Source organism: Bradyrhizobium canariense, from assembly GCF_019402665.1.
Classification (GTDB): Bacteria; Pseudomonadota; Alphaproteobacteria; order Rhizobiales; family Xanthobacteraceae; genus Bradyrhizobium; species Bradyrhizobium canariense.
Genome location: NZ_VSST01000044.1, coordinates 231,939 through 256,753 on the forward strand (window position 1 = coordinate 231,939; position 24,815 = coordinate 256,753).

Annotated in this window: 21 protein-coding genes; 11 read left to right on the top strand and 10 right to left on the bottom strand. The window is 64.1% G+C overall.

The features are described 5' to 3' along the window. Nucleotides 1-40: 40 nt before the first annotated feature. Complete coding sequence (locus tag FXB41_RS24600) at nucleotides 41-1,021, bottom strand: ABC transporter substrate-binding protein (protein WP_219683496.1); 981 nt, start codon at nucleotides 1,019-1,021, stop codon at nucleotides 41-43. 466 nt (nucleotides 1,022-1,487) lie between these two features. Between FXB41_RS24600 and FXB41_RS24605 the strand changes: the two genes are divergently transcribed. The 8 genes from FXB41_RS24605 (at nucleotide 1,488) to FXB41_RS24640 (ending at nucleotide 9,567) form a co-directional block, all read left to right on the top strand. Then, the gene (locus FXB41_RS24605; protein ID WP_007601086.1) at nucleotides 1,488-2,591 is read left to right on the top strand and encodes an ABC transporter substrate-binding protein; all 1,104 of its coding nucleotides are present in this window, start codon (nucleotides 1,488-1,490) and stop codon (nucleotides 2,589-2,591) included. Continuing rightward, nucleotides 2,569-3,591 carry an ABC transporter permease gene (locus FXB41_RS24610; protein ID WP_219683497.1) on the top strand — a complete coding sequence of 341 codons (1,023 nt, stop codon included), beginning with the start codon at nucleotides 2,569-2,571 and terminating at the stop codon, nucleotides 3,589-3,591. Before FXB41_RS24605 ends, FXB41_RS24610 begins: the two co-directional genes overlap by 23 nt. Further along, nucleotides 3,585-4,385: an ABC transporter ATP-binding protein gene (locus FXB41_RS24615; protein ID WP_219683498.1), complete on the top strand. Its 801-nt coding sequence runs from the start codon at nucleotides 3,585-3,587 to the stop codon at nucleotides 4,383-4,385. Before FXB41_RS24610 ends, FXB41_RS24615 begins: the two co-directional genes overlap by 7 nt. Beyond that, entirely contained in the window at nucleotides 4,379-5,551 is a 1,173-nt protein-coding gene (locus tag FXB41_RS24620; protein WP_219683499.1) for an acyl-CoA dehydrogenase family protein, read from the top strand. The genes FXB41_RS24615 and FXB41_RS24620 overlap by 7 nt, the downstream gene beginning before the upstream one ends. A 29-nt stretch (nucleotides 5,552-5,580) precedes the next feature. Continuing rightward, nucleotides 5,581-6,681 carry an LLM class flavin-dependent oxidoreductase gene (locus FXB41_RS24625; RefSeq protein ID WP_007601093.1) on the top strand — a complete coding sequence of 367 codons (1,101 nt, stop codon included), beginning with the start codon at nucleotides 5,581-5,583 and terminating at the stop codon, nucleotides 6,679-6,681. A 405-nt stretch (nucleotides 6,682-7,086) separates the two neighbouring features. Beyond that, nucleotides 7,087-7,929, top strand: a complete 843-nt coding sequence (locus FXB41_RS24630; RefSeq protein WP_007601094.1) for a CmcJ/NvfI family oxidoreductase — start codon at nucleotides 7,087-7,089, stop codon at nucleotides 7,927-7,929. A gap of 107 nt (nucleotides 7,930-8,036) precedes the next feature. Next, nucleotides 8,037-8,348, top strand: a complete 312-nt coding sequence (locus tag FXB41_RS24635) for a septal ring lytic transglycosylase RlpA family protein (protein ID WP_007601095.1) — start codon at nucleotides 8,037-8,039, stop codon at nucleotides 8,346-8,348. Nucleotides 8,349-8,397: 49 nt separating this feature from the next. Then, nucleotides 8,398-9,567, top strand: coding sequence for a Gfo/Idh/MocA family protein (locus FXB41_RS24640; protein ID WP_007601096.1), 1,170 nt, complete (start codon nucleotides 8,398-8,400; stop codon nucleotides 9,565-9,567). 212 nt (nucleotides 9,568-9,779) lie between these two features. Here the strand turns inward: FXB41_RS24640 and FXB41_RS24645 are convergent, their stop codons facing one another. From FXB41_RS24645 to FXB41_RS24685, 9 genes are all read right to left on the bottom strand, one after another. Then, entirely contained in the window at nucleotides 9,780-11,090 is a 1,311-nt protein-coding gene (locus FXB41_RS24645) for an ABC transporter substrate-binding protein (RefSeq protein ID WP_219683500.1), read from the bottom strand. 188 nt (nucleotides 11,091-11,278) lie between these two features. Then, entirely contained in the window at nucleotides 11,279-12,520 is a 1,242-nt protein-coding gene (locus FXB41_RS24650; RefSeq protein ID WP_219683501.1) for an ABC transporter substrate-binding protein, read from the bottom strand. 41 nt (nucleotides 12,521-12,561) lie between these two features. After that, nucleotides 12,562-14,043, bottom strand: a complete 1,482-nt coding sequence (locus FXB41_RS24655; protein WP_219683502.1) for an ATP-binding cassette domain-containing protein — start codon at nucleotides 14,041-14,043, stop codon at nucleotides 12,562-12,564. Then, on the bottom strand, nucleotides 14,043-14,969 hold the full coding sequence (locus tag FXB41_RS24660; RefSeq protein WP_219683503.1) for a branched-chain amino acid ABC transporter permease: 927 nt from the start codon (nucleotides 14,967-14,969) through the stop codon (nucleotides 14,043-14,045). The genes FXB41_RS24655 and FXB41_RS24660 overlap by 1 nt, the downstream gene beginning before the upstream one ends. Before the next feature lies 1 nt (nucleotide 14,970). After that, entirely contained in the window at nucleotides 14,971-15,846 is an 876-nt protein-coding gene (locus FXB41_RS24665; RefSeq protein ID WP_007601104.1) for a branched-chain amino acid ABC transporter permease, read from the bottom strand. Nucleotides 15,847-15,950: 104 nt separating this feature from the next. Then, complete coding sequence (locus FXB41_RS24670; protein WP_219683504.1) at nucleotides 15,951-17,192, bottom strand: ABC transporter substrate-binding protein; 1,242 nt, start codon at nucleotides 17,190-17,192, stop codon at nucleotides 15,951-15,953. 250 nt (nucleotides 17,193-17,442) lie between these two features. Next, on the bottom strand, nucleotides 17,443-18,546 hold the full coding sequence (locus tag FXB41_RS24675; RefSeq protein ID WP_219683505.1) for an NAD(P)/FAD-dependent oxidoreductase: 1,104 nt from the start codon (nucleotides 18,544-18,546) through the stop codon (nucleotides 17,443-17,445). A gap of 10 nt (nucleotides 18,547-18,556) precedes the next feature. Continuing rightward, on the bottom strand, nucleotides 18,557-19,741 hold the full coding sequence (locus FXB41_RS24680) for a calcium-binding protein (RefSeq protein ID WP_219683506.1): 1,185 nt from the start codon (nucleotides 19,739-19,741) through the stop codon (nucleotides 18,557-18,559). Between the two features lie 198 nt (nucleotides 19,742-19,939). Next, entirely contained in the window at nucleotides 19,940-21,160 is a 1,221-nt protein-coding gene (locus FXB41_RS24685; RefSeq protein WP_219683507.1) for an SMP-30/gluconolactonase/LRE family protein, read from the bottom strand. Between the two features lie 279 nt (nucleotides 21,161-21,439). Between FXB41_RS24685 and FXB41_RS24690 the strand changes: the two genes are divergently transcribed. The 3 genes from FXB41_RS24690 to FXB41_RS24700 form a co-directional block, all read left to right on the top strand. Further along, nucleotides 21,440-21,703, top strand: coding sequence for a hypothetical protein (locus tag FXB41_RS24690; RefSeq protein WP_007601111.1), 264 nt, complete (start codon nucleotides 21,440-21,442; stop codon nucleotides 21,701-21,703). Between the two features lie 437 nt (nucleotides 21,704-22,140). Beyond that, a complete protein-coding gene (locus tag FXB41_RS24695; RefSeq protein ID WP_007601112.1) occupies nucleotides 22,141-23,703 on the top strand; it encodes a 2-isopropylmalate synthase in 1,563 nt (520 codons plus the stop codon). A 223-nt stretch (nucleotides 23,704-23,926) separates the two neighbouring features. Continuing rightward, the coding region (locus tag FXB41_RS24700; protein ID WP_219683508.1) for a DctP family TRAP transporter solute-binding subunit at nucleotides 23,927-24,815 on the top strand (889 nt) is incomplete at its 3' end.

Sequence of the window (24,815 nt, forward strand, 5' to 3'; positions counted from 1 at the left end):
CCTGCGTTGAGACGAAGCCCGGGCATCCCGCCGGCTCCGTCTAGTTCGATCCCGCGGCCGCAGCAGTGAAGCTGCGGTCGACGGCTTTGCTCACGTCGAGCTTTTTCGGCAGGATGCCATAGCGCGTCGAGCGGTCGGAGGCCTCCTGCACCTCCTTCACGACGTTCTCGTCGATCGGAATCGGGCTGGTGCGCTGCGCGGTATAGGCCGAGAGCAGCACGTCCTCCGGCAGCCTGGTCAGCTCGGCCGTGCTCTTGGCATATTCGCCGAGATGATCCAGCGACCACAGCCGCGCCTTGTTCAGCCGCTGCACCAGGTCCTGCACCGCCGTGCGCTTGGTGGCGATGGCGTTGTCGGAGGCGACGATGAATGTGATGGTCGGCGTCAGGCCCTCACCATCGGCGATCACGCGGGCCTTGTCTTTCAAAGTGGCGAACGAGACGTAGGGCTCCCACACCGCCCAGGCGTCGATCGAGCCCGCGACCAACGCGATCTTGGCGTCGACCGGACCGAGCGGCGCGAAGGTCGCATCCTCCAGCTTGATCTGCGCCTTCTCCAGCGTGGCGTCGATCAGGAACTGGCCCCAGCCGCCGCGCGTGCCGGCGAGGCGCTTTCCCTTGAGGTCGGCGGCCGATTTGATCGGCGAATCCTGGCGTACGAGAATGGCTTGCGTCTTGGCATCCGACCTGGTGCCGCCGATCGCCTTGAGCGGGGCGCCGGCCGCATAGACCGAAAGGAAGGAGAGATCGCCGGTGTAGCCAACGTCGAGCGCGCCGGCGTTGAGCGCCTCGAGGATCGGCGCGGCCGCGGGGAATTCCGACCACTCGATCTTGTAAGGCAGATCCTTTGCGTAGCCCGAGATCTCGAGCAGCGAACGATTGCCGCCCTTCTGATCGCCGACGCGCAGGACGATTGCGTCGGCCGCGAACGAGGCCGCGGCAGTCGACAGGGTGATGGCAGCGGCAAGCAGCGATGCAGCGAGCCGACGCGTGACGGAATGATCGAGGGAGTTGATGCTCATGTGGCCTGTCTGTTGCTTTGCTCACGACGCGTGAGCGAACGATGCAGCGAGACGATCAAGTCTATGGTTGTGCGATGCCCAGTCAATGAAATGGCCGACCGTATTGCGCGCGCGATCGGCAAGGACGTTCCAGAGGGGCGCTGATTTCGAGAACGTGCGGTATGCGCTGTGCAAGAATGAAGCAGGAGAGGGAGTAGCCCCGCACTCCTTCAACCGATGCATCGGTGGAAATCCTTTCATCGTCCCCGCAGGTGCCGATGGAGAGAATGACTTCGCCTCGCGCTACATTCGAAATTCCATTTCATTGACGACACGGCGAACGCGCCGCATGATTTGCGCATCGCATCAAGGCGGCGCAGCAGGCGCCGGCGAAAAGATTTTCTCTCGACGCAGCTCCGCATGGAACAGGCGCAACGCAAGCCGTTGTGCCGATGGCGGAGCCGTGCAAGTGCAGGAGTGGAAACGGATGAACGACGACGACAAGCACGGCGGATCGAGGCTCGACCGGCGCCATTTGCTCCAGGCGGGGTTAGCTGCGGCCTTCGCCGCGCCGCTCGGCGCCTTCGGTGCGGCACAGGCATTTGCGCCACGGGCAATCGCGCCCGGCGTCGATCTCTCGGAGTTTCCGCTGTGCCGGACCGCGTCGGATGCGCCCGCGCTCACCGGTGCGCCGCGCAAGCTGAAACTGTCCTGGAACGCCGGCGCGGTCTGTCTCGCCCCGGTTCCGGTCGCCATCGAGCACGGCTTCTTCCAGAAGCATAATCTCGACATCGAGCTCATCAACTATTCCGGTTCGACCGACCAGTTGCTCGAGGCCATAGCGACCGGCAAGAGCGATGCCGGTCTCGGCATGGCGCTGCGCTGGCTGAAACCGCTGGAGCAGGGCTTTGACGTCAAGATCGCCGCCGGCACCCATGGCGGCTGCATGCGCGTGCTGACGCGCGCCGATTCCAGCGTGAACAAGCTCGCCGATCTCAAGGGCAGGATCGTCGCGGTCGGCGATCTCGGCGGTCCTGACAAGAATTTCTTCTCCATTCAGCTCGCCAAGCTCGGCATCGATCCGAACAAGGATGTCGACTGGCGCGCCTATCCCGGCAACCTTCTCAACGTCGCCGTCGAGAAGGGCGAGGTGCAGGCCTTCCTGTCGTCCGACCCGCTGGGTTATCTCTGGCTCAAGGACACCCAGTACAAGGAGGTCGCCTCCAATCTCGACGGCGAATATCGCGACAAGAGCTGCTGCATTCTCGGCCTGCGCGGCAGCCTGGTGCGCGAGGAGCCGCAGGTCGCGCGCGCCCTGACGCAGGCGCTGCTCGATGCCGCGATGTTCACCGCGCAGAATCCATCCGTGACGGCGAAATCGTTCCAGCCTTACGCGCCGAAGACGGCGTCGCTCGCGGATATCGAAGGCATGGTGCGCTACCATACCCATCATCATCATCCCGTCGGCGAAGTCTTGAAGCGCGAGCTCAAGGCCTATGCCGACGATCTCAAGAGCGTGCAGGTGTTCAAGCAGAGCACGGACACGGCCAGATTCGCGGAGCGCATCTATGTCGACGTATTCGCTGTCTGACGGCCTTGCTTCCGGCGCGCCGCGTCTCTCGCGCGCACCGTGGCTTGCGAGCTGGATCCGGGAATCCGGTGCCGGCATTCTCGCGAGTATGGCGTGGATTGCCTTCGGCCTGTCCTGCCTGTGGTGGGAGGACGTGGGCGACTGGTCGCGGACCCACTCGCTCGGCATTGCCGCGTTTGTCATCGCGGCCATCGCGCTGTTCGGGACCGTCGGCGCCGACTACCTCGGCTCGGCGGGCCGCGCCTTACGCCAGCGCGCGCCATGGCTCGTCGTGCTCGGCGTTGTCCTGACCCTGTGGGAAGTCGCGACGGCGAAATTCGCCTGGCTGCCGTTGCCGTTCTTCCCGCCGCCGCAGTCGATCATCGAGGTCTACACCGACGATCTGCCAAAACTGCTCGACAGCGTGTTCGCCTCGGTCAAGCTCCAACTGGGCGGTTATCTGATCGGCGCGACGGTCGGGTTCCTGACCGGCGTCTCGATCGGCTGGTCGCGCGCGGTCGGCTATTGGGTGCATCCGGTGCTGCGGTTCATTGGCCCGCTGCCGGCGACCGCGTGGCTGCCGATCGCCTTTTTCACTTTCCCATCGAGCTGGAGCGCGTCGACCTTTTTGATCGCGCTCGCGGCCGGCTTCCCGGTCACCGTGCTGACCTGGTCGGGTGTCGCGAGTGTGAGCAACGCCTATTACGACGTTGCGCGCACGCTCGGGGCGAAGCCGTCCTTCCTGGTGCTGAAGGTCGCGATTCCCGCGGCATTGCCGCACGTTTTCGTCGGCCTGTTCATGGGGCTCGGCTCGTCCTTTGCCGTGCTCGTCGTCGCCGAGATGATCGGCGTCAAGGCCGGGCTCGGCTGGTACCTGCAATGGGCGCAGGGCTGGGCCGCCTACGCCAACATGTATGCGGCGCTGATCGTGATGTCGCTGCTCTGCTCCGGCGCGATCACGCTGCTGTTTTCGATCCGCGATCGCCTGCTGGTCTGGCAGAAGGGGACCGTCAAATGGTAGCCGCGACTGCACTGACTGAGATCGACGCTCACCCGGCCGCCGGCGCCGCGCTCGACATCGAGCAGGTCAGCCACGCCTTCGACATCGACGGCGCCGATCTGCCGGTGCTCAGCGACGTCAGCATCTCCGTCGAACCGGGCGAGTTCGTTGCGCTGCTCGGCCCCTCCGGCTGCGGCAAGTCTACGCTGCTGCGCCTCGTCGCAGGCCTCGACAAGCCCAAATCCGGAACGCTCCGCGAGGACGAGGCGCGCATCACGCGACCGCACCCGTCGCGCGTTGTCGTGTTCCAGGATCCGACATTGTTTCCCTGGCGCACGGTCTGGGACAACGTCGCGCTGGGGCTGGAGGCACAGGGCATCTTGAAGAGCCAGCGTCATCGCGTCGATGCCGCGCTCGATCTCGTGGGGCTGTCGTCCTTCCGCAATGCCTATCCGCACCAGCTCTCGGGCGGCATGGCGCAGCGCGTCGCGCTGGCCCGCGCGCTGGTCAACGATCCCAAAATCCTCATTCTCGACGAGCCGCTCGGCAAGCTCGACTCGCTGACCCGCATCACCATGCAGGCCGAGCTGGTCTCGCTGTGGCAGCGCAAGGGCTTCACCACGCTGCTGGTGACGCATGACGCCGAGGAGGCGCTGGTGCTCGCCAATCGCGTCATCGTGTTCAGCGACCGCCCGGCGCGTGTGAAGGCCGACATCCGCGTCGACCGGCCGTATCCGCGCCATCGCGGCGATCCGTATCTGGCCGATTTACGCCGCCAGATTCTCGGCCTGCTCGGATTGGACGCGACATGGTGAGTTCGATCGCCAAGGGGCGCGCGGCCCATCACGAGCCCGACTACATCGCACGTGCCGAGGTGCTGGCCGAGGCTTTCGCCGCGCGGGCGGCCGAGCACGACCGCACCGGCAGCTTCCCGTTCGAGAACTTTCGCGAGCTGTCCGAGGCGGGCCTGCTGTCGCTGACGGTGCCTGCGGCCCATGGCGGGGCCGGAGCGGGCGCGCGATATGCCGCACGCGTCCTCGGCATCGTCGGCAAGGCCGATCCGTCGACCGCGCTGGTGCTGTCGATGCACTACATCAACCATCTGGTGATGGCACGGAGCCCGACCTGGCCGGCGCGGCTGTCGCGCAAGCTTGCGCGCGAGAGCGTCGAAGGCCTTTCGATCGTCAACGCGCTCCGCGTCGAGCCCGAACTGGGTTCGCCCGCGCGCGGCGGCCTGCCCGCGACCATTGCACGTCGCACCGAGACCGGCTGGCGGCTCTCGGGGCACAAGATCTATTCGACGGGATCGCCGATCCTGAAATGGTATCTGGTCTGGGCGCGCACGGACGAAGCCGAGCCGCGCGTCGGACAGTTCCTGGTGCCGGCGGGCCTGCCGGGCACGCGCATCGTCGAGACATGGGATCATCACGGCTTGCGGGCCAGCGGCAGCCACGACGTCATCTTCGAGGACGTCGTGATTCCTCTCGATGCGGAGATCGACGTGCGCAAGCCGGCCGACTGGCGCGTACCCGATGTCGCGCAGGCGACCGTGCACACGATCTTCGTCGCCGCGATCTATGATGGCGTTGCGCGGGCTACACGTGACTGGCTAGTCGCGTTCCTGAAGCAGCGCGCGCCCGCCAACCTGGGCGCGCCGCTTGCGACCCTGCCGCGGGCGCAGGAGATCCTCGGCGCGATCGAGGCTCGGCTCGCCGTCAATGCGCGGCTGATCGCATCCTTCGCCGGTGATTTCGATGACGGTGTCGCGCTTTCCGCGGCCGAGTCCAACGTCATCAAGCTGACCGTGACCAACAACGCCGTCGCCGCGGTCGAGGATGCCTTGTCGCTGACCGGCAATCACGGCCTGTCCCGCGCCAATCCGCTGGAGCGGCACTATCGCGACGTCCTGTGCGGCCGCGTGCACACGCCGCAGGACGATTCCACGCGCACCGGCCTCGGCCGTGCCGCATTGGGCTTCTAGCCTTCCGCCAAACATTCAGGGAGAACATCATGTCGATCGAGTTCATCGGCTTTATCGCCAACAGCAATGCTTCCGAGATCATCGTGCGCCAGGGTCCGGTGCTCGATCCCGCCTATATCGAGACGGTGGCGAAGGCGCATGAGCTCGCGGGTTTCGACCGCGCGCTGCTGGCGTTCCATTCGACTACGCCCGATGCGCTCCAGGTCGCTCAGCATGTGCTAACGATCACCAAGTCGTTGAAAGTGATGATTGCGCAGCGACCGGGCTTTACCGCGCCGACGCTGCTCGCGCGGCAGCTGGCGACGCTCGACCAACTCTATGGAGGCCGCGTCTCGCTGCACGTCATCACCGGCGGCAATGCAGCCGAGCTGAGGCAAGACGGCAACACGCTCGACGACAAGGACGAGCGTTACGCTCGCACCGGCGAGTTTCTCGATGTGGTGCGGCTGGAATGGACCAGCGAGAAGCCGTTCAACTACAGCGGCAAGTACTACAACGTCGAGAACGGTTTTTCGCAGGTGAAGCCGCTGCAGAAGGCCGGCATCTACACCTTCGTCGGCGGTGGCTCCGACGCGGCGATCGACGTCGCAGGCAAGCATGCAGACACGTTTGCCCTGTGGGGCGAATCCTATGCGCAGGTGCGCGACGTCACCTCGCGCGTTCACAATGCGGCCGTCAGGCGGGGCCGTCCGACGCCGCGCTTCAGCCTCTCGGTGCGGCCGATCATCGCTCCGACCGAAAAGCAGGCCTGGGAAAAGGCGGAAGAGATTCTTGCGCGCGCCACCGCGCTCCAGGACAAGACCGGCTATCGCAAGCCCGCCGACGGCCATGCCACGGCTGGCGCGCGGCGGCTGCTCTCGCTCGCCGACCAGGGCAGCCGCATCGACAAGCGGCTGTGGACCGAGATCGCAAAGCTCACGGGCGCCAACAGCAACACGACCGCGCTGGTCGGCACGCCGGAGCAGGTGGCCGAGGTCTTCGGCGACTATTACGACCTCGGCGTCAGCCATTTCCTGATCCGTGGCTTCGATCCGCTTCCCGATGCGATCGAATATGGCCGCGAGCTGATTCCGCTGACGCGCGAGCTGATCGCCAAGCGCCAGGCTGTTCGCGGCGAGGCGGCGGAATGATCCGTCTCATGCTGGCCGGCGCGATAATGTTCGGCTGGTCGCGGACGAGCAGAGCGCAATCGACCTCTACCTTCACTGGGGTCTGATCAAGCAGAAGCTCGAGGCGGCCGAGATCGCTACTGCGCAAAGCCGGGACCCATGCCGCACAGATGCTCCCGGTGAGATAGGCCCCGGCTCAGCAGCGTACCACTGCGTGATGCGCTGCGTCCGGGGCACGAGATCTCACAAGGCTCTCAAGCATCCGTGAAGCGGGCAGAGCGCATTCCAACCCGGCCGGATTTCGCGAAACGTTCGTTCTGCGTTTCATGCCAGCGACAACACCCGCATTGCTATTTGCACCAACTCCCTTGCAGCACGCACCCTCTCGGCAAAAATCATAACGACGACCACATCGGGAGACCGGCCATGGGCCTGCAAGAAACAAAAATCGAATCGCTTCCCTTCGTCACCGCTGAGCTCAATTACCTCGCACCGGTTTCGGGCAAACCGCGCACCTACGCCTTCGATCCGCCGCCTGGCGAGCCCAAGAGCACGTCGCTGCCGGAGCCGCATCAGGTCCCGATCTTCGATGCGCGACTGATCGCGCAGAATTTCTCGCTCGACCGCGAAGGCTTTGCGCTGGTGCGGCATCCAACCCGAGTGAAGGACTTCAGCAACGACGAAGAGGTGAGGGCGGTCTACTATCCCGCCGTCGAGGCCTTCCTGCGCGCAACGCTGAAAGCCGACCGCGTCGTCATCTTCGACCACACCGTGCGCAGGCGCGTCGAGGGCGCCGCGGATATTCGCGACGGCGGACCGCGGCAGCCGGCAACGCGCGTCCACGTCGACCAGACCGCCGTCTCAGGCGCCAACCGCGTGCGCGAACATCTGCCCGATGAGGCCGAGGAGTTGCTGAAAGGCCGCGTCCAGGTGATCAATTTGTGGCGGCCGATCCGTGGTCCCTTGCGCGACTCGCCGCTGGCGATGGCCGACGGTACGACGGTCGCGCCCGACGATCTCGTCGCCTCCGATCTGATCTATCCCAACCGTCGCGGCGAGACTTACTCGGTGAAATACAATCCGAACCATCGCTGGTTCTATTTCCCCGAGATGACGGCGGACGAAGCGCTGTTGCTGAAGTGCTACGATTCCGCAACCGATGGCCGCACCCGCTTCGGGCCGCACACCGCGTTCGTCGATCCGACCACGCCGGCCGACGCGGCGCCGCGTGAGAGCATCGAAGTCCGCACGCTAGTCTTTCACAAATAGTAACAATGTGTGATGGCACCGCCGGGCGTGGCCCGGCGGCGGCTCAGGAACTCACCGGAACCAACAAACGTTGCTTGCGCGGGGCAGGGCCAACCGGGAGCGGTGCCGTGCGAGCGCAGACCACGCTGTTTTCTTGCCTTGCTACTTTTTCGCTTTCTGCAGTTTCCTTCGCCCAGGCCGAAAGCGGGCTTGCCTCCTATTACGGATACGGAAAAGCCGGGAAAGGTGAGTTGACCTGCGCGCACCGGACGCGCCCGTTCGGAAGCGTGCTGAGGGTGTCCTACGGCAGCCGCTCGATTCAATGCCGCGTCAACGATCGCGGCCCCTTCATCCGCGGCCGGATCGTCGATCTCTCCGTCCCTGCCGCCAAGGCGCTGGGCATGATGAGTGCCGGCGTGGTGCGGGTCTCGGTGGAATAGACCTGCCAGCGCGTTATAGTGCTGCCTAAAGCATGGGTCAGGGGGCGCTATGGCCAGGATCAGGGTGGGACTCGTCGGCTGCGGCTTCGTGTCGGAGCTGCATATGTATGCGTTCCGGCGCGTCTACGGCGTGGATGTCGAGGTCGCGGCGGTCGCTGCGCGCGGCGACCACGTCGTCGAATTTGCACACCGCCACCAGATCCCACGGGTCCATCGCAGCTTCGCCGAGCTGATCGCGGACGGCGAGCTCGATGTCATCGACATCTGCACGCCGCCCAATCTTCATGCGGGGATGATCGTCGCCGCCATGCAGGCCGGCAAGCATGTCATCTGCGAAAAGCCGTTCGCCGGCTATTTCGGCCGCGACGGCGACCGGCAGCCGATCGGCAAGCACGTGCCGAAGGCGCTGATGTATGAGCGCGTGCTGGAAGAGATGGGCGCCACGCGTGCCGCGATCGAGCGCACCGGAAAGCTCTTCATGTATGCCGAGGACTGGATCTACGCGCCGGCCGTGACCAAGACCGCGGAGATCATCAAGGCGACGAAAGACAAAATCCTGTTCATGAAGGGCGAGGAGAGCCATTCCGGCTCGCATGCGGTCCATGCCGCGCAATGGGCGATGACCGGCGGCGGCTCGCTGATCCGAATGGGCTGCCATCCGCTCTCCGCCGTGCTGTATCTCAAGCAGGTCGAGGCCAAGGCGCGCGGTGAAACCATCCGCGTCGCCAGCGTCAGTGGCGATGTCGGCAATGTCACGGCCGTCCTCAAGCCGGAGGAGCGTACTTACATCAAGGCCAATCCTGTTGACGTCGAGGATTGGGGCACGCTGACCGCGACATTTTCGGACGGCACCAAGGCCACCGTGTTCTCCGGCGACATGATCATGGGCGGCGTGCGCAATCTGATCGAGACCTACACGTCAGGCGGCTCGCTGTTTGCCAATATCACGCCGAACAATCATCTGATGAGCTACCAAACCTCCGAGGAGAAGCTCGCCTCGGTCTACATCACCGAGAAGGTTGACCGCAAAACCGGTTGGCAATATGTCTGCCTCGAAGAGGAGTGGACCCGCGGCTATCTCCAGGAGATCCAGGACTTCATGGAATGCGCCGCGACGGGACGCCAGCCGCTGTCGGACCTGGCGCTGGCATATGAGACGATCAAGGTGAACTACGCGGGCTATTGGGCGGCGGAGGAGGGACGGCGGGTGATGTTGTAGGGAGTTGTCGTATTGAATGGTCGTTCTGCTCGCTTCCTTTCCTTCTCCCCTTGCGGGAGAAGGTGGCGCGAAGCGCCGGATGAGGGGTTCTATCCGCAAACGCAGCTGCAAGAGGATCGCTCGCGGAGACAACCCCTCACCCGTCTCGCCGCTTCGCGGCGAGCCACCCTCTCCCGCAAGGGAGAGGGACGCACCGTCTGCGCGGCTTGAACCTACGTCCCGTAGGTCGATCCCTTCGGCAGCGGAAACACCGGGTCCCGCGTCCTGATGTTCGTCGGCCACACCACCGAGATGTGCTCGCCGGCATTTTGCATCACGACCGGGGTCGAGCGCTCGTTCTGGCCGGAGAGCGGCGTGCCCGGCGGGAAGAATTTCACGCCATAGCCCTGGATGGTGCCGCCGGCGGGAATGTCGACGTCGAGCGCGGCCTTGCGAATGGCCTCGGGCTCGAAGCTGCCGTACTTCTCCTTGGCGACCGGCAGCACGTTGTTGAGCAGGATCCAGGTCTGGTTGAAACCCATCGAGCAATGCGGCGGCACGTCCGTGGCGCCGGTCTTGGCCTGGTAGCGCGAGACCATGGTCTTGGTCAGATCGCCGATTCCAGGCGCAAGCTTGGCTGGATCGAGCAGTTGCGCGGGCACCGGATCGATGTTGCAGAAATTATCGATGTCGGGGCCGAAGGTCGCGCGCAGCTTGTCGAGCTGGCTGTAGCCGGCGCCCGCGCCGAACAGCATCTTGAACCGAAGGCCGCTCTCGCGGGCCTGACGCAGGAACAGGGTGATGTCGGGGTTGTAGCCGGCATGCGAGATCACATCGACCTTGGCGCGCTTGAGCTTGGTCACAAGCACCGACAGATCAGGGGCGGAAGCCGAATAGCCCTCGCGCATCACGACCTGGATGCCCGCCTGCTTGGCATAGGCCTCGTCCGCCGCCGCGACGCCGACGCCATAAGGGCCGTCCTCGTGAATCAGCGCAACCTTGACGTCCTTCAGGTCCATGCCGAGCTTGCCTTGCGCGTGCTCGGCGACGAAGCCTGCGAAGGCCTGGCCGTACTGATCGGAATGGATCTGCGCGCGAAACACATATTGCAGGTTCTTGTCCTTGAACACGGCGGTCGAGACCGCGGTCGTGATCCAGAGGATCTTCTTCTGCTGCTCGACCTTCGCGGCCATCGGCACCGCATGCGCGCTGGAATAGACGCCGTTGATGATGTCGATCTTTTCCTGGCTGATCAGTCGCTCGGCCTCGTTGATCGCCACGTCGGCCTTGCTCTGCGAGTCCGCCGCGACCGGCACGATCTTGGTCTTGCCGCCGATGCCGCCCTTTTCGTTGACGAGGTCGATGGCGATCTGCGCGCCGACCGACGAGGCGACCGAGCCGCCGGCGGCGAACGGACCGGTGAGGTCGTAGATCAGGCCGATGCGCAAATTCTCGGCTTGCGCCTGAGCCCGTGTCCAATCGAGGCTGAGTGCGGCGGCGGCAGCCGCCGAGCTCTTCAGCAGCTGCCTGCGTGAAGTCGGCATCCTATCCTCCCTCAAAACCGTTTTATGATTTGGTCTTGTTATTCTTTTTCGAATTATGGGGAGCGGGGCGGCGGAAAGTCAACATCGCCCAAGGTCGATAGGCGGTGCGCCGCACAACGCATCTGCGAAAGACAAAGAAAAGCCCACCGTTCCCGCGGAGCGATGGGCTCGACGTCAGAGCGGGCCGGTTACTGCGACAGCTTCACGAAGCTCGGAAACTTCAGCTTGCCCTCCGCGATCTTCTCGGGCCAGACCACGACCTGCTTGGAGTCCTGCCACTGGAAGACCAGACCCGAAACGGTCGTCGGACCGGACTTGATGCCGTGGGTAAACTCGTCGTCCTTGCCGTAGAACTGGATGCGGCCGATCGTGCCCTCGTAGTCGGTCTTTTCGAGTTCAGTGACCATCTTGTCGGGATCGGTCGAGCCCGCGCGCTTGATCGCCTCCGTGATGAAGTAGACCTCGTCATAGGCGGTGTAGCCGGTATAGGCCGGCGGCGAGCCGAACTTGGCCTTGAAGGCGGCCGCGAACGGCTTCGTCTTGGAGGTCACGGCGACATCGGGCGTTGCGACCGCCAGCGACGGGACGCCGTCGGCGGCGCCATTGGTGTCCTTCCAGAAGGTCGGGCTCAGCGCCTGCGCGCTGATGCCGAACATCGGGACCGGCACCTGCTGGTTTTTCCACTGCACCGTCGGCTGCACGCCGACATGCGAGATGCCGGTGACGATCACGTCCGGCTTCTTGGCCTCGATATTGTTGAAGATCGGCGTGAAGTCGGTGGTATCAGGCGAGAACCGCACGTGCTCGACGACCTTGAGGCCAGCTTTCGGGAGACAAGCCTCGTAGCCGACGTCGAGCGGCTTGGTCCAGGCGGCGTCCTCGCTCATGATCGCGACCGTCTTGAACTTGAGCTTGTCGACCAGGAGATCCTTGGCGGCGTCGCAGACGAGCTGGGCTTGCGCGGCCGAGGTCAGATAGCCGTGGAAGGTGTACTTGTTCTTCTCGTAGTCGTTGTGGATCGCCTTGGTGATCTCGTTCGAGGCCGCGCCGGGCGTGATCAGCGGCATCTTCAGCCGCGCCGCCCAGGGTTCGAGCGCGAGAACGACTTCGCTGATATAGCTTGCGATCACGGCAGAGACCTTGTCCTCGCTCACCGCGCGCTGGAACGCACGCACCGAGTCCGCCGAGGAGCTCTTGTTGTCGTAGGTCACGATCTCGATCTTGCGGCCGAGAATGCCGCCCTTGGCGTTGATCTCGTCGGCAGCGATCTGCGCGCCGCCGGGCGTCGCGGCACCCGCGATCGACTGCACCTCGGCGATGACGCCGATCTTGATCGGGTCGTTCGACTGCGCATAGGCGGGAGCGGCAAGGCACAGCGCCAGCGCAGAGGCCAGGAGGAAGCTGCCGCTCAAACTCTTCGATGGTCGCATGGTCGTTTCCCTTTGCTTGTTTTGTTGTTGATATGCGCGAATTAGAGAAAATCGGCGCCAGCCTCCGCGGCGAAGCGGCCCGGATCGCCCTCCCAGATGATCCTTGCATGTTCGAGCACATAGACGCGGTCAGCATGCGGAAGCGCGAAGGTCACGTTCTGCTCGCCGAGCAGCACCGTGATCGATGTCGTCTGCCGCAGCTTCGTTAGGGCCTTGGACAAGAGTTCGAGGATGACGGGGGCGAGGCCCAGCGTCGGTTCGTCCAGGATCAGGATCTGCGGCTGCATCATCAGCGCGCGGCCGATCGCCAGCATCTGCTGCTCGCCGCCGGAGAGCGTTTGCGCCATCTGGCCCTGACGCTCTTTCAGGATCGGGAACAGCTCGAACAGCCAGGCCAGTTGTGCCGCGCGCTTGTCGTCGGCCAAATGTTGCCCCCCGAGATCGAGGTTTTCCCGCACGCTCATCTCGCCGAACAGCTCGCGCGATTCCGGGCACTGCACGAGGCCGCTGCGGGCGATCTTGGCCGGTGTCGTGCCGCGCAGTTTCTCGCCGTTGCGCACGATTTCGCCGGTATAAGGCAGGAAGCCGGAGATGGTGTTGAACAATGTGGTCTTGCCGGCGCCGTTGAGGCCGACGATCGAGACGAACTCGCCCTCATGGACGTGGATCGAGACGTTCTCCAGCGCCTGCGCCTTGCCGTAGAACACGCTGACATTCTCGACCTGGAGCAGCGGCACCTTGTCCTTGAAACTGGTCTCGGGGCGCGCATGGGTCTCGATGGCGCCGCCGAGATAGACCCGCCGCACCGTCTCGTTCTTCATGACGTCATCGGCCTTGCCTGTGACGATCTCCTCGCCGAGATACATCGCGAGCACGCGGTCGACCAGCGCCGCGACGCTCTTGACGTTGTGGTCGACCAGCATCACCGCGCGGCCCTCGTCGCGAAAACTGCGGATCAGGTCGGAGAAGATTTCAACCTCGGCGCGCGTTAGTCCGGCAAAGGGCTCGTCCACCAGCACGACCTTGGGATCGCGCGCGATCGCCTTGGCAAGCTCGAGCCGGCGCAGGTCGGCGAAGGGCAGCGTCGGCGGACGGCGGTTCATCACGTTGCCGAGCCCGACGCGGTCGGCGATCCATTTGGCGCGCTCGAGCAGCGCCTTGTCCGGAAACAGCATGAACAGGCTGTCCGGCAGCAGCGCGACCATGATGTTCTCCAGCACGGTCTGCCGGTTCAGCGGCCGCGAATGCTGGAACACCATGCCGAAGCCTTTGCGCGCGATCTTGTGCGCGGGAAAGCCGGCGACGTCCTCGCCCTCGAAGATCACTTCGCCTGATGTCGGGCGCTCGATGCCCATCACGCTCTTCATCGCGGTCGACTTGCCCGAGCCGTTCGGCCCGATCAGGCCAAAAATCTCGCCGCTATTGACCTCGAAGCCGAGGTTCTTCACCGCCGTCAACCCGCCGAAGCGCTTGGTGAGGCCGCGGACTTCGAGCACGGCCCTGTTTGAAGATCGCATATCCATCACGAGCGCGCCTCACGCGAGAGGGCCGCTCCGAGGAAGCCGCCGGGGAAGAACAGCACGACGAGCAGCGCGACCGCCGAGACGATGAAGGTTGCGAGCTCGCCGGTGGGGCGCAGGAATTCGCCGGCGACGATCAGGAAGATCGCGCCCAGCGCCGCACCGAGCACGGTGCGGCGGCCGCCGAGCACGGCCGAGACGATCACGTTGACGCCGACCGCGACGTCGACCACGGTGCCGACCGAGGCGGTGCCGAAATAGAACACCAGCAGCGCGCCTGATAACCCCGAGAAGAACGCGCTGACGATGAAGGCGGCGAGCTTGTGCTTGACGATGTTGAAGCCGAGCGCACCGGCCTGCACCGGGTCCTGGCCGCTGGCTTGCAGCACCAGGCCAACAGGCGATTGCGAGAGGCCATAGAGGATCGCCGCCGAGATCGTCATGAAGCCGAGCGCAATCCAGTAATTGACACCGGCGTTAATGGAGATGACGTCGGGAATGGTCAGGCCGATCTCGCCGCCGGTCAGGTCGGCAAACACCACGATGAAATTCTGCAGCATCAGCACCGCGACCAGCGTGGTCAGGCCGAAATACGGTCCGCGCACCCGCAGCGCCGGCAGCGCCAGCACGAGGCCGGCGATGACGGAGGCGAGCGCACCGAGCACGATGCAAGCGTAAACCGACCAGCCGAACTGGGCATTCAGGATGCCGGCGGTGTAGGCGCCGACGCCGATCAGGAAGGTCGGGCCGAAATTGACCTCGCCGGCGAAGCCGAACAGCAGGTCCCACGCCATCGCGAACACGCCGAAGTAAAAGGCGACGGTGAGCAAGCCGAGCACATAGCCCGAGACATAAAGCGGCAGCGTGGCTGCGATCACCACCAGCGCGAGCGAGATGAAGAACAGGCGGGTCGTAAAGAAGCTGGCCATCTCAGCGCCTCCCCAGAAGGCCCTGGGGCCGTATGTACATCACGAACACGAGCAGCAGCAGCGCCGGAATGGTGCGGTAGGCCGGCGAGACCAGATAGGCCGTGAGCGTTTCGAGATAACCGACCACAAAGGCCGCGATCAGCGAGCCGGAGACGCTGCCGAGGCCGCCGAGCACGACGATCGAGAACGCGCTCGCGGTCAGCGGTCCGACGCTGTAGGAGCTGACGCCGAGGAACATTCCGAGCAGCACGCCGGCGATGCCGGCGAGAATGCCGTAGATCGCCCACACCACGACGTAGATGTTGGTGAGCTCGAGGCCGAGCAGGGTGACGCCGCGTGGGTTCATCGAGGCCGCGAGCACCGCCTTGCCGGTGCGGGTGCGGTTCACCAGGAGCCACAGCAGCGCGATGACGAAGCAGCACACGATCGCGGTAAAGATCTCGTTGCTGGGCGTGCGTACGCCGAGGATCTCGACGACGCCCTCGACGATCGGCAACACGGTCTTGGCGTTGTTGGTGAAGAAATAAGCGATCACCTCCTGGATCATGATCCCCCACAGCAGCGTGCCGGTGAGGACGAAGATCTCCTTCTCTTCATTCGGGATGCGCCGGGAGTCCTGGATCGGCTTCACCACCGCAAAATAGGTGGCGAAGGATGTCAGGAGAGCGACACCGACCCCGATCAGTGCGCCGGCATAGGTGCCGACATTCAGGATGCTGGCGGCGGCCCAGGCCGCCACCGCTGCTGCCACCATGATGGCCCCATGAGAGAGGTTGAGGACGCCGGACACGCCGAAGATCAGCGTGAAGCCGGTGGCACCGAGAGCATAGAGAGCGCTGATGGCAAAGCCATCGATCAGAATCTGGAAAGCACGCATCTAAGGTTGGCAATCTGATTTATGAGAGACGATGTTGCTGGGGCAACGTGCTGCGGGAGCCGCATGTGGAAGCTCCCGGGAGCTGGTCCCGGGAGCGTGTCCTGCTAGTTCGAGAGCTTGATGAAGCTCGGGAACTTGATGTCGACCTTGGCGACTTCCTTGGGCCAGACCGCGCTCTGCTTGCCGCCCTGCCACTGCAGCATCAGCCCGGTGATCAGGCCCTTGCCGTATTTGATCGAGTGCGTAAACGGATCGTCCTTGCCGTAGAACTGGACGCGGCCGATCGTACCTTCCCAGTCGGTCGTCTCAAGCGCGGCGACCAGCTTGTCGGCGTCGGTCGAGCCCGCGCGCTTCACCGCGTCGGCGATGTAGTAGACCTCGTCATAGGCGGTGTAGCCGGCATACGAGGGATAATTGCCGAACTTCTTCTTGAAGGCTTCGGCGAACGGCACCGATTTGGGCGTCACCGCGACGCCCGGGCCGGAGACGCCCTGGTAGAGCACGCCTTCGGCCGCCTGATTGGTGTCCTTGCCAAACGTCTCGTTGGTGGCCTGCGAGGCGATGCCGAACATCGGGATCGGCACCTGCTGGTTCTTCCACTGCACCGTCGGCTGCACGCCGACATGGGAGATGCCGGTGATGATCACGTCGGGCTTGGAGCCTTCGATCTTGTTGAAGATCGGCGTGAAGTCGGTGGTATCGGGCGAGAAGCGGATGTGGTCGAGCACCTTCAGCCCGATCTTGGGCAGGCATTCCTCGTAGCCGATGTCGAGCGGCTTGGTCCAGGCGGCGTCCTCGCTCATGATGACGGCGGTCTTCATGTGCATCTTGTCGACCAGCAGGTCCTTGGCGCCGTCGCAGACGGAAAGCGCCAGCGCGGCGGAGGTCAAATAGCCGTGGAAGGTGTACTTGTTCTTCTCGTAGTCGGCATGCACGCTCTTGCTGATTTCGTTGGAGGCTGCACCGGGCGTGACGAACGGCGTCTTCAGCCGCGAGGCCCAGGGCTCCAGTGCCAGCACGACTTCGCTGATGTAGCTGGCGATGACCGCGTTGACTTTGTCCTCGTTTACCGCGCGCTGGAATGCGCGGACCGAATCTGCCGAGGACGAGTGATTGTCGTAAGAGACGATCTCGATCTTGCGGCCGTCGACGCCGCCATTGGCGTTGATCTCGTCGGCGGCGAGCTGTGCCGCCTGAGGAATGGAGGCGCCGGCAATCGCCTGCGCTTCCGCGATCACGCCGATCCTGATCGGGTCGGCCGCAAGTGCCGCGCCTGACGTCATCAACACAACGGCCGCGGCGGTACCGAGTGCTATCCGCAACGCAACAGAGAGCGGTTTCTTCATCTTGTTCTCTCCCTTAACAGGCCTCTTATGAGCCACTATGCCGCGACTATACCGGCGGAGACATTCTCGGCAAGTGAAACCGCGTCCAGGATTGTGAGGCACGGACTAAAGTCTAGCGCTGCGCAAATAGCGGGCAGGAAAGCTGCCGGACCCGTTTCACGCGCAGGCATGCAGATTCCGTCGGTAGGCATGCGCAGCTATCGTGGGCGCACAGCAAGCCGATTGCTGAATGCGATGCCGTCGCGTCGGCTCAGCGCGCTTGCAGCAGCGACGGATCGAGCGGCGCGAGGCGGGCCGGATCGAATGCTGAGATGTCGACGTTGCGTGTCGCACCCTCCGCGATCAGTTGCACCATGGCCTCGCCCGTGGCGGGCGCATTCAGGATGCCCCACACATTGTGCCCGGTCGCAACGTACAGACCTTCACTTTGCGGCACCTTGCCGATCAGCGGCAGGCCATCCTGTGTCACCGGCCGGAAGCAGGCTTGCCGCGCAATGATCCTCTCGGATCGGAACCGTGGCGACAGCCGCTCGGACATGGTTTGCAGGCGCGCGATCGCGTCGTGGTCCGGCGTCACGGCAGCCGGATCGAGCGGCAGCGGCGCGATGTCGGAGAGAGCGGTGATATGCGTGCTGCCGTCGGCGCGAGGAAAGACCTCGATCGATACGGCACTGCCATTCTCTTCAGACTCCAGGAACAGCGCATCGGTCGGCGCATCCGTGCCGGTGTCGTACACGATGCTCGGGCTGCGCTGGCCGTAGACGGCGGGCAGGCTCATCCATTGCGCGGCGAGCAGCGACCATGGTCCCATCGCGATCACGATGGCGTCCGCCTCGACGATGCGGCCGTCGACCTCGACGCCTGTCGCGGTCGTGCCATCTGCATCACGCATGATGCCGGTCACCTGGCCGGGACGAAACTCGGCGCCTAGCGCGAGCGCCGCGTTCATCACGGCTGAGGTGAATTTCTTGGGGTGAACGATCGCAGTGGACTCCATCGTGCCGATGCGCTGCGCGATGATGACGCCGTTGCTGAGCCAGCCGAGCGCGGACGGTGCATCCCGGCGCGGATGGCCATCGGCGGCAACGAAGCCGCTATAAGCGCTCATCGGGCGATAGCCCCAATCGCCTGCGATCTCGTCCGGCAGTTGCGCATGGATCGCGAAGCTCCGTCGCGCCAGCGCATCGAGCGGCGAGCCCTCGCACCAGTCGCGTGCGAGGAAGCCGCCCGCCTTGCCTGACGCCGCGGCCGCGACGTCCGCCCGCTCCACGACGACGACGTCGATGCCGTGGCGGCGGAGAAACCAGGCGGTGCAGGCGCCGATCACGCCGCCGCCGCAGATCACAACGCGCATGAATGCTCTCTTACACAATGAAATCCTTCGCATGGAGATCCGCGGTATGGACCCCCTCCAGCGTAAACGTATCGGTCGCCGTCAGGTGGATCACCGCATTTCCTGTGCTGTCATCGCTGATCAGGCTTTTTAGCGCCGCCCAGTCTGCGAAGCCGTAATCGTGCAAATTGATCACATCGTGCTCGCGCGCCGTGCTGCCGACAGCCTTGTTGCCCTGGTCGAAATCGTTGATCACGTCCAGGCCTGAACCTTTGTTGAAGACGAATCTGTCGTCGTTCGGTCCGCCCCAGAGCTGGTCATTTCCGCGACCGCCATTCAGCATGTCCTTGCCGCCCGTGATCGAGCCGGCCGTGAACGGAGCGTAGGTCTGTGCATCGCCATACAGCAGATCGTCGCGGCTGCTGCCGAGGAGGATATCATCTCCGCCGCGCGCATTGCCTGACATGTTCGAGGCATCCCCGACGAGCACGATGGACGTGGAGTCCGGGTTGCCGTCGACGGTAGCGATCAGGATATCGTTGCCGCCACGGGTATCGTCGCTCATGTAGCCGGCGTCTCCGACCAGAGACGCGCCTCCGGATTGGGCGGCGGCACCGACGGTGTAGATGAGGATGTCGTTGCCGCCGTGCGCATCGCCGCTCATGGAGACGAGGGCGTCGCCCGATATCGAAGCGCCGCCGTAACTGCCGACCTGGGTCACGCTGAGGATATCATTGCCGCCGCGCGCATGATCGCTCATGGAACTACCGGAGTCTCCGCTGAACGTGCCGGACGCTCTGTTTCCCATCGATGCAACGACGACATCATTGCCGCCCCTCGTGTCGGCCGACATGGCGGTTTCGGCGTCGCCAAAAACACCGAGGGTCGCGTAGATCGATGTCGATGCATCGACATGAAGCACATCGTTGCCGCCATGGGCGTCGCCGGACATCGCCTGCGCATCGCCGTCCAGGAACACGTAGTCCCCGAAGCCTGTGACGGTCGCAGAGAGCTGGTCGTTTCCTCCGTGAGAATGTCCTTGCAGCGTCTGGTCGTCGCCAACGAATATCAGGACCGCGTTGCCCCCATCGACGGTCGCGATCATCTTGTCGCTGCCGCCGCGGCCGTCGTTCGGCAGGCCCGGGTCCCCGAACTCAGTGACGAATTGCTGGGTCCCAACGCTGACGATGATGGTGTCGTTTGGCATACGGCGCATCGCGCAACTCCCGGTTCAAGTCGGACGCGAGAACGAAGAGCATCATGCCTTCGCACCGCGCTGCGGCTTTGCCGCGCGATTCAATCTTCGTTGGATTGATGGCGGAGATTTGCTCGGGGCGTAGCTTGATTGCGATCAGGGAACCGCGGGCGCCGGCGGTCCAAGCCGACGCCCGTGCTTGCGATCTCGCGCGCGGGCTCAGCCGGGCCCGGCGCCTTGGGTGGCCGTATACACCGCATAGAGCGATTGGCTCGCGGCCATGAACAGGCGATTGCGCTTGGGGCCGCCGAAGCAGATGTTGCCGCACACTTCGGGCAACCGGATGCGGCCGAGCAGCTTGCCCTCCGGCGACCACGTCGTCACGCCGCTGTAGCCGACGGCGCGGCCGGCATTGCTGGAGGCCCAGACGTTGCCGTTGACGTCGCAGCGCACGCCGTCCGGCCCGCACTTCACACCGTCGATCACGCACTCGCTGAACCGCTTCTGGTTGGTGAGCTTGTTGTCGCCGCCGACGTCGAACACGAAAATCTCGCTCTTGCCGCCGGCACCGGTGTCGCCGGGTCCCTTTCCGGTTGACACGACGTAGAGCTTCTTGAAGTCCGGCGAGAAGCACAGCCCGTTCGGGTCGGGCACCTGCTCCTCGGTGACGACGAGGTCGACACGGCCGCTAGGGTCGATGCGATAGCAATTGGTCGGCAGCTCGCGCTTGCCTGGTGCAAAGCCGGCCGGCTGTCCAATTCGCGGATTGAGCTTGCCGCCGGAATTGCTCGGACCGCCCGCGGCGTCGGGCTCACCTTCGTAGAGCTGGCCGCCATAGGGCGGATCGGTAAACCAGTAGCTGCCGTCAGGATGCGCGACGACGTCGTTCGGCGAGTTCAGCTTCTTGCCGTTGTAATTGTCGCAAAGCACGGTCGCGGTACCGTCATGTTCATAACGCGTCACCCGCCGGGTCAAATGTTCGCAGGAGAGTTGACGGCCCTGGAAGTCGAACGAGTTGCCGTTGGAATTATTGGACGGCGAGCGGAACACGCTGACGCGACCGTCGTCTTCGCTCCAGCGCATCTGCCTGTTGTTGGGAATGTCGCTCCAGAGCAGATAGCGGCCCTGTGCACTCCACGCCGGGCCTTCAGCCCACAGCAGGCCCGTGTAGAGACGCTTGATCGCCGTGTTAGGCTGCGCGAGATCGTTGAAGGACGGATCGACCGCGATCACGTCGGGGTCCCAGAAATAGGTGGTCGGCGCGCCGTGGGGACCGAAATCGCGTGGCGGGGTGGTGATCGTCGTCGGCGGCGCGGCAGGTCCGGTCTGGGCCAGCGCGGAGCCGGCGCCGGCAAGAGTGGCGGCGCCGAGCGCAAGTCCCTGAACGAGCGTTCGTCGTGAAAGCGCAGCATCCTGGTCACGCTGCTTTTGGCGTGTCATCGCATCCTCCCGGTCATGTTCGGCTAGCCGGTTGATCCGGCCGAGCAGGGCAAGGTTAGTCCGGTCCGATGACGGTTGCGAGGGGGAGGTACGCATCCTCAGCGAGAGCGGGGCGGCAAAAGCGCTGCAACGTCGAACATGGAAACGACAAATTCATCCGGCGTGACGGGGTTTACCGGAATTGCCTGCGGGACGTTGCCAAGCGGGGGAAATGTCAAGCCTTGACCTCCTGCGCGATGCTGGCAGAACGTTATTCGGGGGCGTAAGTCGGAGTTCACTGTGGTCGCTGTCGTCGTACTGGTTTTGCTGCTCGGGATTGCATTTGCGGCCGGCTATTTCACCCGCGACTACGTCTCCCGCAAAAGGCGAGCCGAGGCGCGTCGCTGGCGTGAGTACAGCGAGCCGGATTGGCTCAGTGCCAACGAGCCCGCCAACACCAACGAGATCGCGATCGCCGGCAGGGCTGCGCCGGTTGCCACCGGCGAGCTCGGTCAGATGCTGAACCGCTGGGAGAGCAGGGCTCGCGCCCGCCGTACGGCGTAGCTCGACGGTATCGCCTGGTCCAATCGGGCAGACACACCGGCACCGGGTCCTTCCACGCATCCGGCGGTGCGATCATGTCAGCCCTTCTGTCCATCTTTTGGCGTTGCAGTTGCGGCCATTTCTCGTCTAGAAACGGCGCATCGAGCCTCCCGGCAACCAACCGTCAACGGTTTTGACCGAGGATTTGAGGGCTCAAAAGGGTCTGGCAATGCTGATTCGCGGCCAAATCGATGGGATTTCGGGGGAGGTGGCTCTGGCCGCCGCCACGATCCCGGCCGCGCTGCTGCCCACTCTCCTGATTGGCGGGCTCCTTCTTACTTGCCCCTGAGGGCCGGCTGGGCGCCATGCGCCTGGGCGCTCAGGGGTTGGTCGAGATCACCGGACACCTCAAGCGCCCAGAAGACTGACGGCGCAAAAGCTCAAAAGGAATTTTCGAAATGGCCATCGTGAACAAGTCCGAGAAGGACCGCGTCATCATTTTCGACACCACCCTGCGCGACGGCGAGCAGTGCCCCGGCGCCACCATGACCTTCGAGGAGAAGCTCGAGGTAGCCGAGATGCTGGACGATATGGGCGTCGACGTCATCGAGGCCGGCTTCCCAATTACCTCGGAAGGCGACTTCCAGGCGGTCAGCGAGATCGCTCGCCGCTCCAAGAACGCCGTTATCGCCGGTCTGTCGCGTGCCCATCCGGCCGACATCGACCGCTGCGCAGAGGCGGTGAAATTCGCCAAGCGGGGCCGCGTCCACACCGTGATCGCGACGTCGCCGCTGCATATGCGGGTGAAGCTGAACAAGACCCCGGAGCAGGTGCTCGAGACTTCGGTTGCCATGGTCGCGCGCGCCCGCAACCAGATCGACGACGTCGAATGGTCGGCCGAAGACGGCACCCGCAGCGAGATGGACTATCTGTGCCGCATCGTCGAAGCCGTCATCAAGGCTGGCGCCACCACGGTGAACATTCCCGATACCGTCGGCTACACCACGCCCGACGAATACACCCACTTCATGAAGACGCTGATCGAGCGCGTGCCGAACTCGGACAAGGCGGTGTTCTCCGTGCACTGCCATAACGACCTCGGCATGGCGGTGGCGAACTCGCTGGCCGGCGTCGTCGGCGGCGCGCGCCAGGTCGAGTGCACCATCAACGGCATCGGTGAGCGTGCCGGCAACGCCGCGCTGGAAGAGATCGTGATGGCGATCAACGTCCGCAACGACAAATTCCCGTTCTGGAACAAGATCGACACCACGCAGCTGACCCGCGCCTCGAAAGTGGTGTCGGCGGCGACCTCGTTCCCGGTGCAGTACAACAAGGCGATCGTCGGCCGCAACGCGTTCGCGCATGAGAGCGGCATCCATCAGGACGGCGTGCTGAAGGACGCTTCCACCTACGAGATCATGCGGCCCGAGATGGTCGGCCTGAAGCAGTCCTCGCTGGTGCTCGGCAAGCATTCTGGCCGGCACGCCTTCGTGCACAAACTGGAGGAGATGGGCTACAAGCTCGGCCCGAACCAGCTGGAAGACGCGTTCACACGGATGAAGGCATTGGCCGACCGCAAGAAGGACATCTACGACGAGGACATCGAGGCGCTGGTCGACGAGGAGATGGCGGCTTCGCACGATCGCATCAAGCTGACCTCGCTGACCGTGATCGCCGGCACCCATGGCCCGCAGCGCGCGACCATGAAGCTCGACGTCGACGGCCAGATCAAGATCGAGGAGGCCGAGGGCAACGGTCCGGTTGACGCGGTGTTCAACTGCATCAAGCGTCTGGTGCCGCACGAAGCCAAGCTCGAGCTGTACCAGGTCCACGCAGTGACCCAAGGCACCGACGCGCAGGCCGAAGTCTCGGTGCGGCTGTCGCATGAGGGACGTGCGATGACCGCGCGCGCGGCGGATCCGGATACGCTGGTGGCCTCGGCAAAGGCCTATCTCGGCGCACTGAACAAGATCGTCATGAAACGCCAGCGCGACACCGTGACGACCGCGGCGGCAAGCTGACGAACGAAGTTCGTCATTCCGGGGCTCGCGAAGCGAGATCCCGGAATCTCGAGATTCCGGGTTAGGTCCTAACGGACCTCCCCGGAATGACTCTGCATGTGGCGGCGAATAGCTGCCCTGCTAAGGGCCAATAGCGGCTCCGCCTTCCAGCCGCTATTGATGCAACCGGTATAGGATCGGCCGCCCGCGCGCCGGGTGGCCCAAACAACAACAGGGAGAGATTATGCGCACCTTCGCGATCGCTGCGTCCATGGCGGTCCTGGCACTTGGCTTGACCGGGCCGGCGTCGGCCCAAGCGCCTATCATCATCAAGTTCAGCCACGTGGTGGCCACCGACACGCCGAAGGGCAAGGCGTCGGAGAAATTCAAGGAGCTCGCCGAGAAGTATACCGGCGGCAAGGTCAAGGTTGAGATCTACCCGAACTCGACGCTCTACAAGGACAAGGAAGAGCTCGAAGCGCTCCAACTCGGCAGCGTGCAGATGCTGGCGCCGTCCAACTCCAAGTTCGGCCCGCTCGGCATCCGCGAGTTCGAGGTATTCGATCTGCCCTACATCCTCCCCGATCTGAAGACGCTGCGGAAGGTGACGGAAGGTCCGCTCGGTGCCAGGTTGCTCAAGCTGCTCGAACCGAAGGGTATCACCGGCCTTGCCTATTGGGACAACGGCTTCAAGGAGATGAGCGCCAACAAGAAGCTGGTGACGCCGGCCGACTATCAGGGCGTCAAGTTCCGCATCCAGTCCTCGCGCGTGCTCCAGGCCCAGTTCAAGGCGCTCGGCTCGCTGCCGCAGGTGATGGCGTTCGGCGAAGTCTACCAGGCGCTCCAGACCGGCGTCGTCGACGGGCAGGAGAACACCTGGTCGAACATCTATACCCAGAAGATGCATGAGGTGCAGAAGTACATCACCGAGAGCAATCACGGCTACATCGGCTACGTCGTGATCGTGAACAAGAAGTTCTGGGACGATCTGCCGGCCGACATCCGCGACCAGCTGACGAAGGCGATGAAGGAAGCGACCGACTTCAACAATACGCAGTCGCAGAAGGAGAACGAGGACGCGCTCGCCGAGATCAGGAAGGGCGGCAAGAGCGAGATCATCAAGCTCACGCCGG

Bases quoted from the DNA above. Each gene is read 5' to 3' on its own strand.
- FXB41_RS24600 (WP_219683496.1), bottom strand. From the start codon at position 1,021: ATGAGCATCAACTCCCTCGATCATTCCGTCACGCGTCGGCTCGCTGCA.
- FXB41_RS24605 (WP_007601086.1), top strand. From the start codon at position 1,488: ATGAACGACGACGACAAGCACGGCGGATCGAGGCTCGACCGGCGCCAT.
- FXB41_RS24610 (WP_219683497.1), top strand. From the start codon at position 2,569: ATGTCGACGTATTCGCTGTCTGACGGCCTTGCTTCCGGCGCGCCGCGT.
- FXB41_RS24615 (WP_219683498.1), top strand. From the start codon at position 3,585: ATGGTAGCCGCGACTGCACTGACTGAGATCGACGCTCACCCGGCCGCC.
- FXB41_RS24620 (WP_219683499.1), top strand. From the start codon at position 4,379: ATGGTGAGTTCGATCGCCAAGGGGCGCGCGGCCCATCACGAGCCCGAC.
- FXB41_RS24625 (WP_007601093.1), top strand. From the start codon at position 5,581: ATGTCGATCGAGTTCATCGGCTTTATCGCCAACAGCAATGCTTCCGAG.
- FXB41_RS24630 (WP_007601094.1), top strand. From the start codon at position 7,087: ATGGGCCTGCAAGAAACAAAAATCGAATCGCTTCCCTTCGTCACCGCT.
- FXB41_RS24640 (WP_007601096.1), top strand. From the start codon at position 8,398: ATGGCCAGGATCAGGGTGGGACTCGTCGGCTGCGGCTTCGTGTCGGAG.
- FXB41_RS24645 (WP_219683500.1), bottom strand. From the start codon at position 11,090: ATGCCGACTTCACGCAGGCAGCTGCTGAAGAGCTCGGCGGCTGCCGCC.
- FXB41_RS24650 (WP_219683501.1), bottom strand. From the start codon at position 12,520: ATGCGACCATCGAAGAGTTTGAGCGGCAGCTTCCTCCTGGCCTCTGCG.
- FXB41_RS24655 (WP_219683502.1), bottom strand. From the start codon at position 14,043: ATGGATATGCGATCTTCAAACAGGGCCGTGCTCGAAGTCCGCGGCCTC.
- FXB41_RS24660 (WP_219683503.1), bottom strand. From the start codon at position 14,969: ATGGCCAGCTTCTTTACGACCCGCCTGTTCTTCATCTCGCTCGCGCTG.
- FXB41_RS24665 (WP_007601104.1), bottom strand. From the start codon at position 15,846: ATGCGTGCTTTCCAGATTCTGATCGATGGCTTTGCCATCAGCGCTCTC.
- FXB41_RS24670 (WP_219683504.1), bottom strand. From the start codon at position 17,192: ATGAAGAAACCGCTCTCTGTTGCGTTGCGGATAGCACTCGGTACCGCC.
- FXB41_RS24675 (WP_219683505.1), bottom strand. From the start codon at position 18,546: ATGCGCGTTGTGATCTGCGGCGGCGGCGTGATCGGCGCCTGCACCGCC.
- FXB41_RS24680 (WP_219683506.1), bottom strand. From the start codon at position 19,741: ATGCGCCGTATGCCAAACGACACCATCATCGTCAGCGTTGGGACCCAG.
- FXB41_RS24685 (WP_219683507.1), bottom strand. From the start codon at position 21,160: ATGACACGCCAAAAGCAGCGTGACCAGGATGCTGCGCTTTCACGACGA.
- FXB41_RS24695 (WP_007601112.1), top strand. From the start codon at position 22,141: ATGGCCATCGTGAACAAGTCCGAGAAGGACCGCGTCATCATTTTCGAC.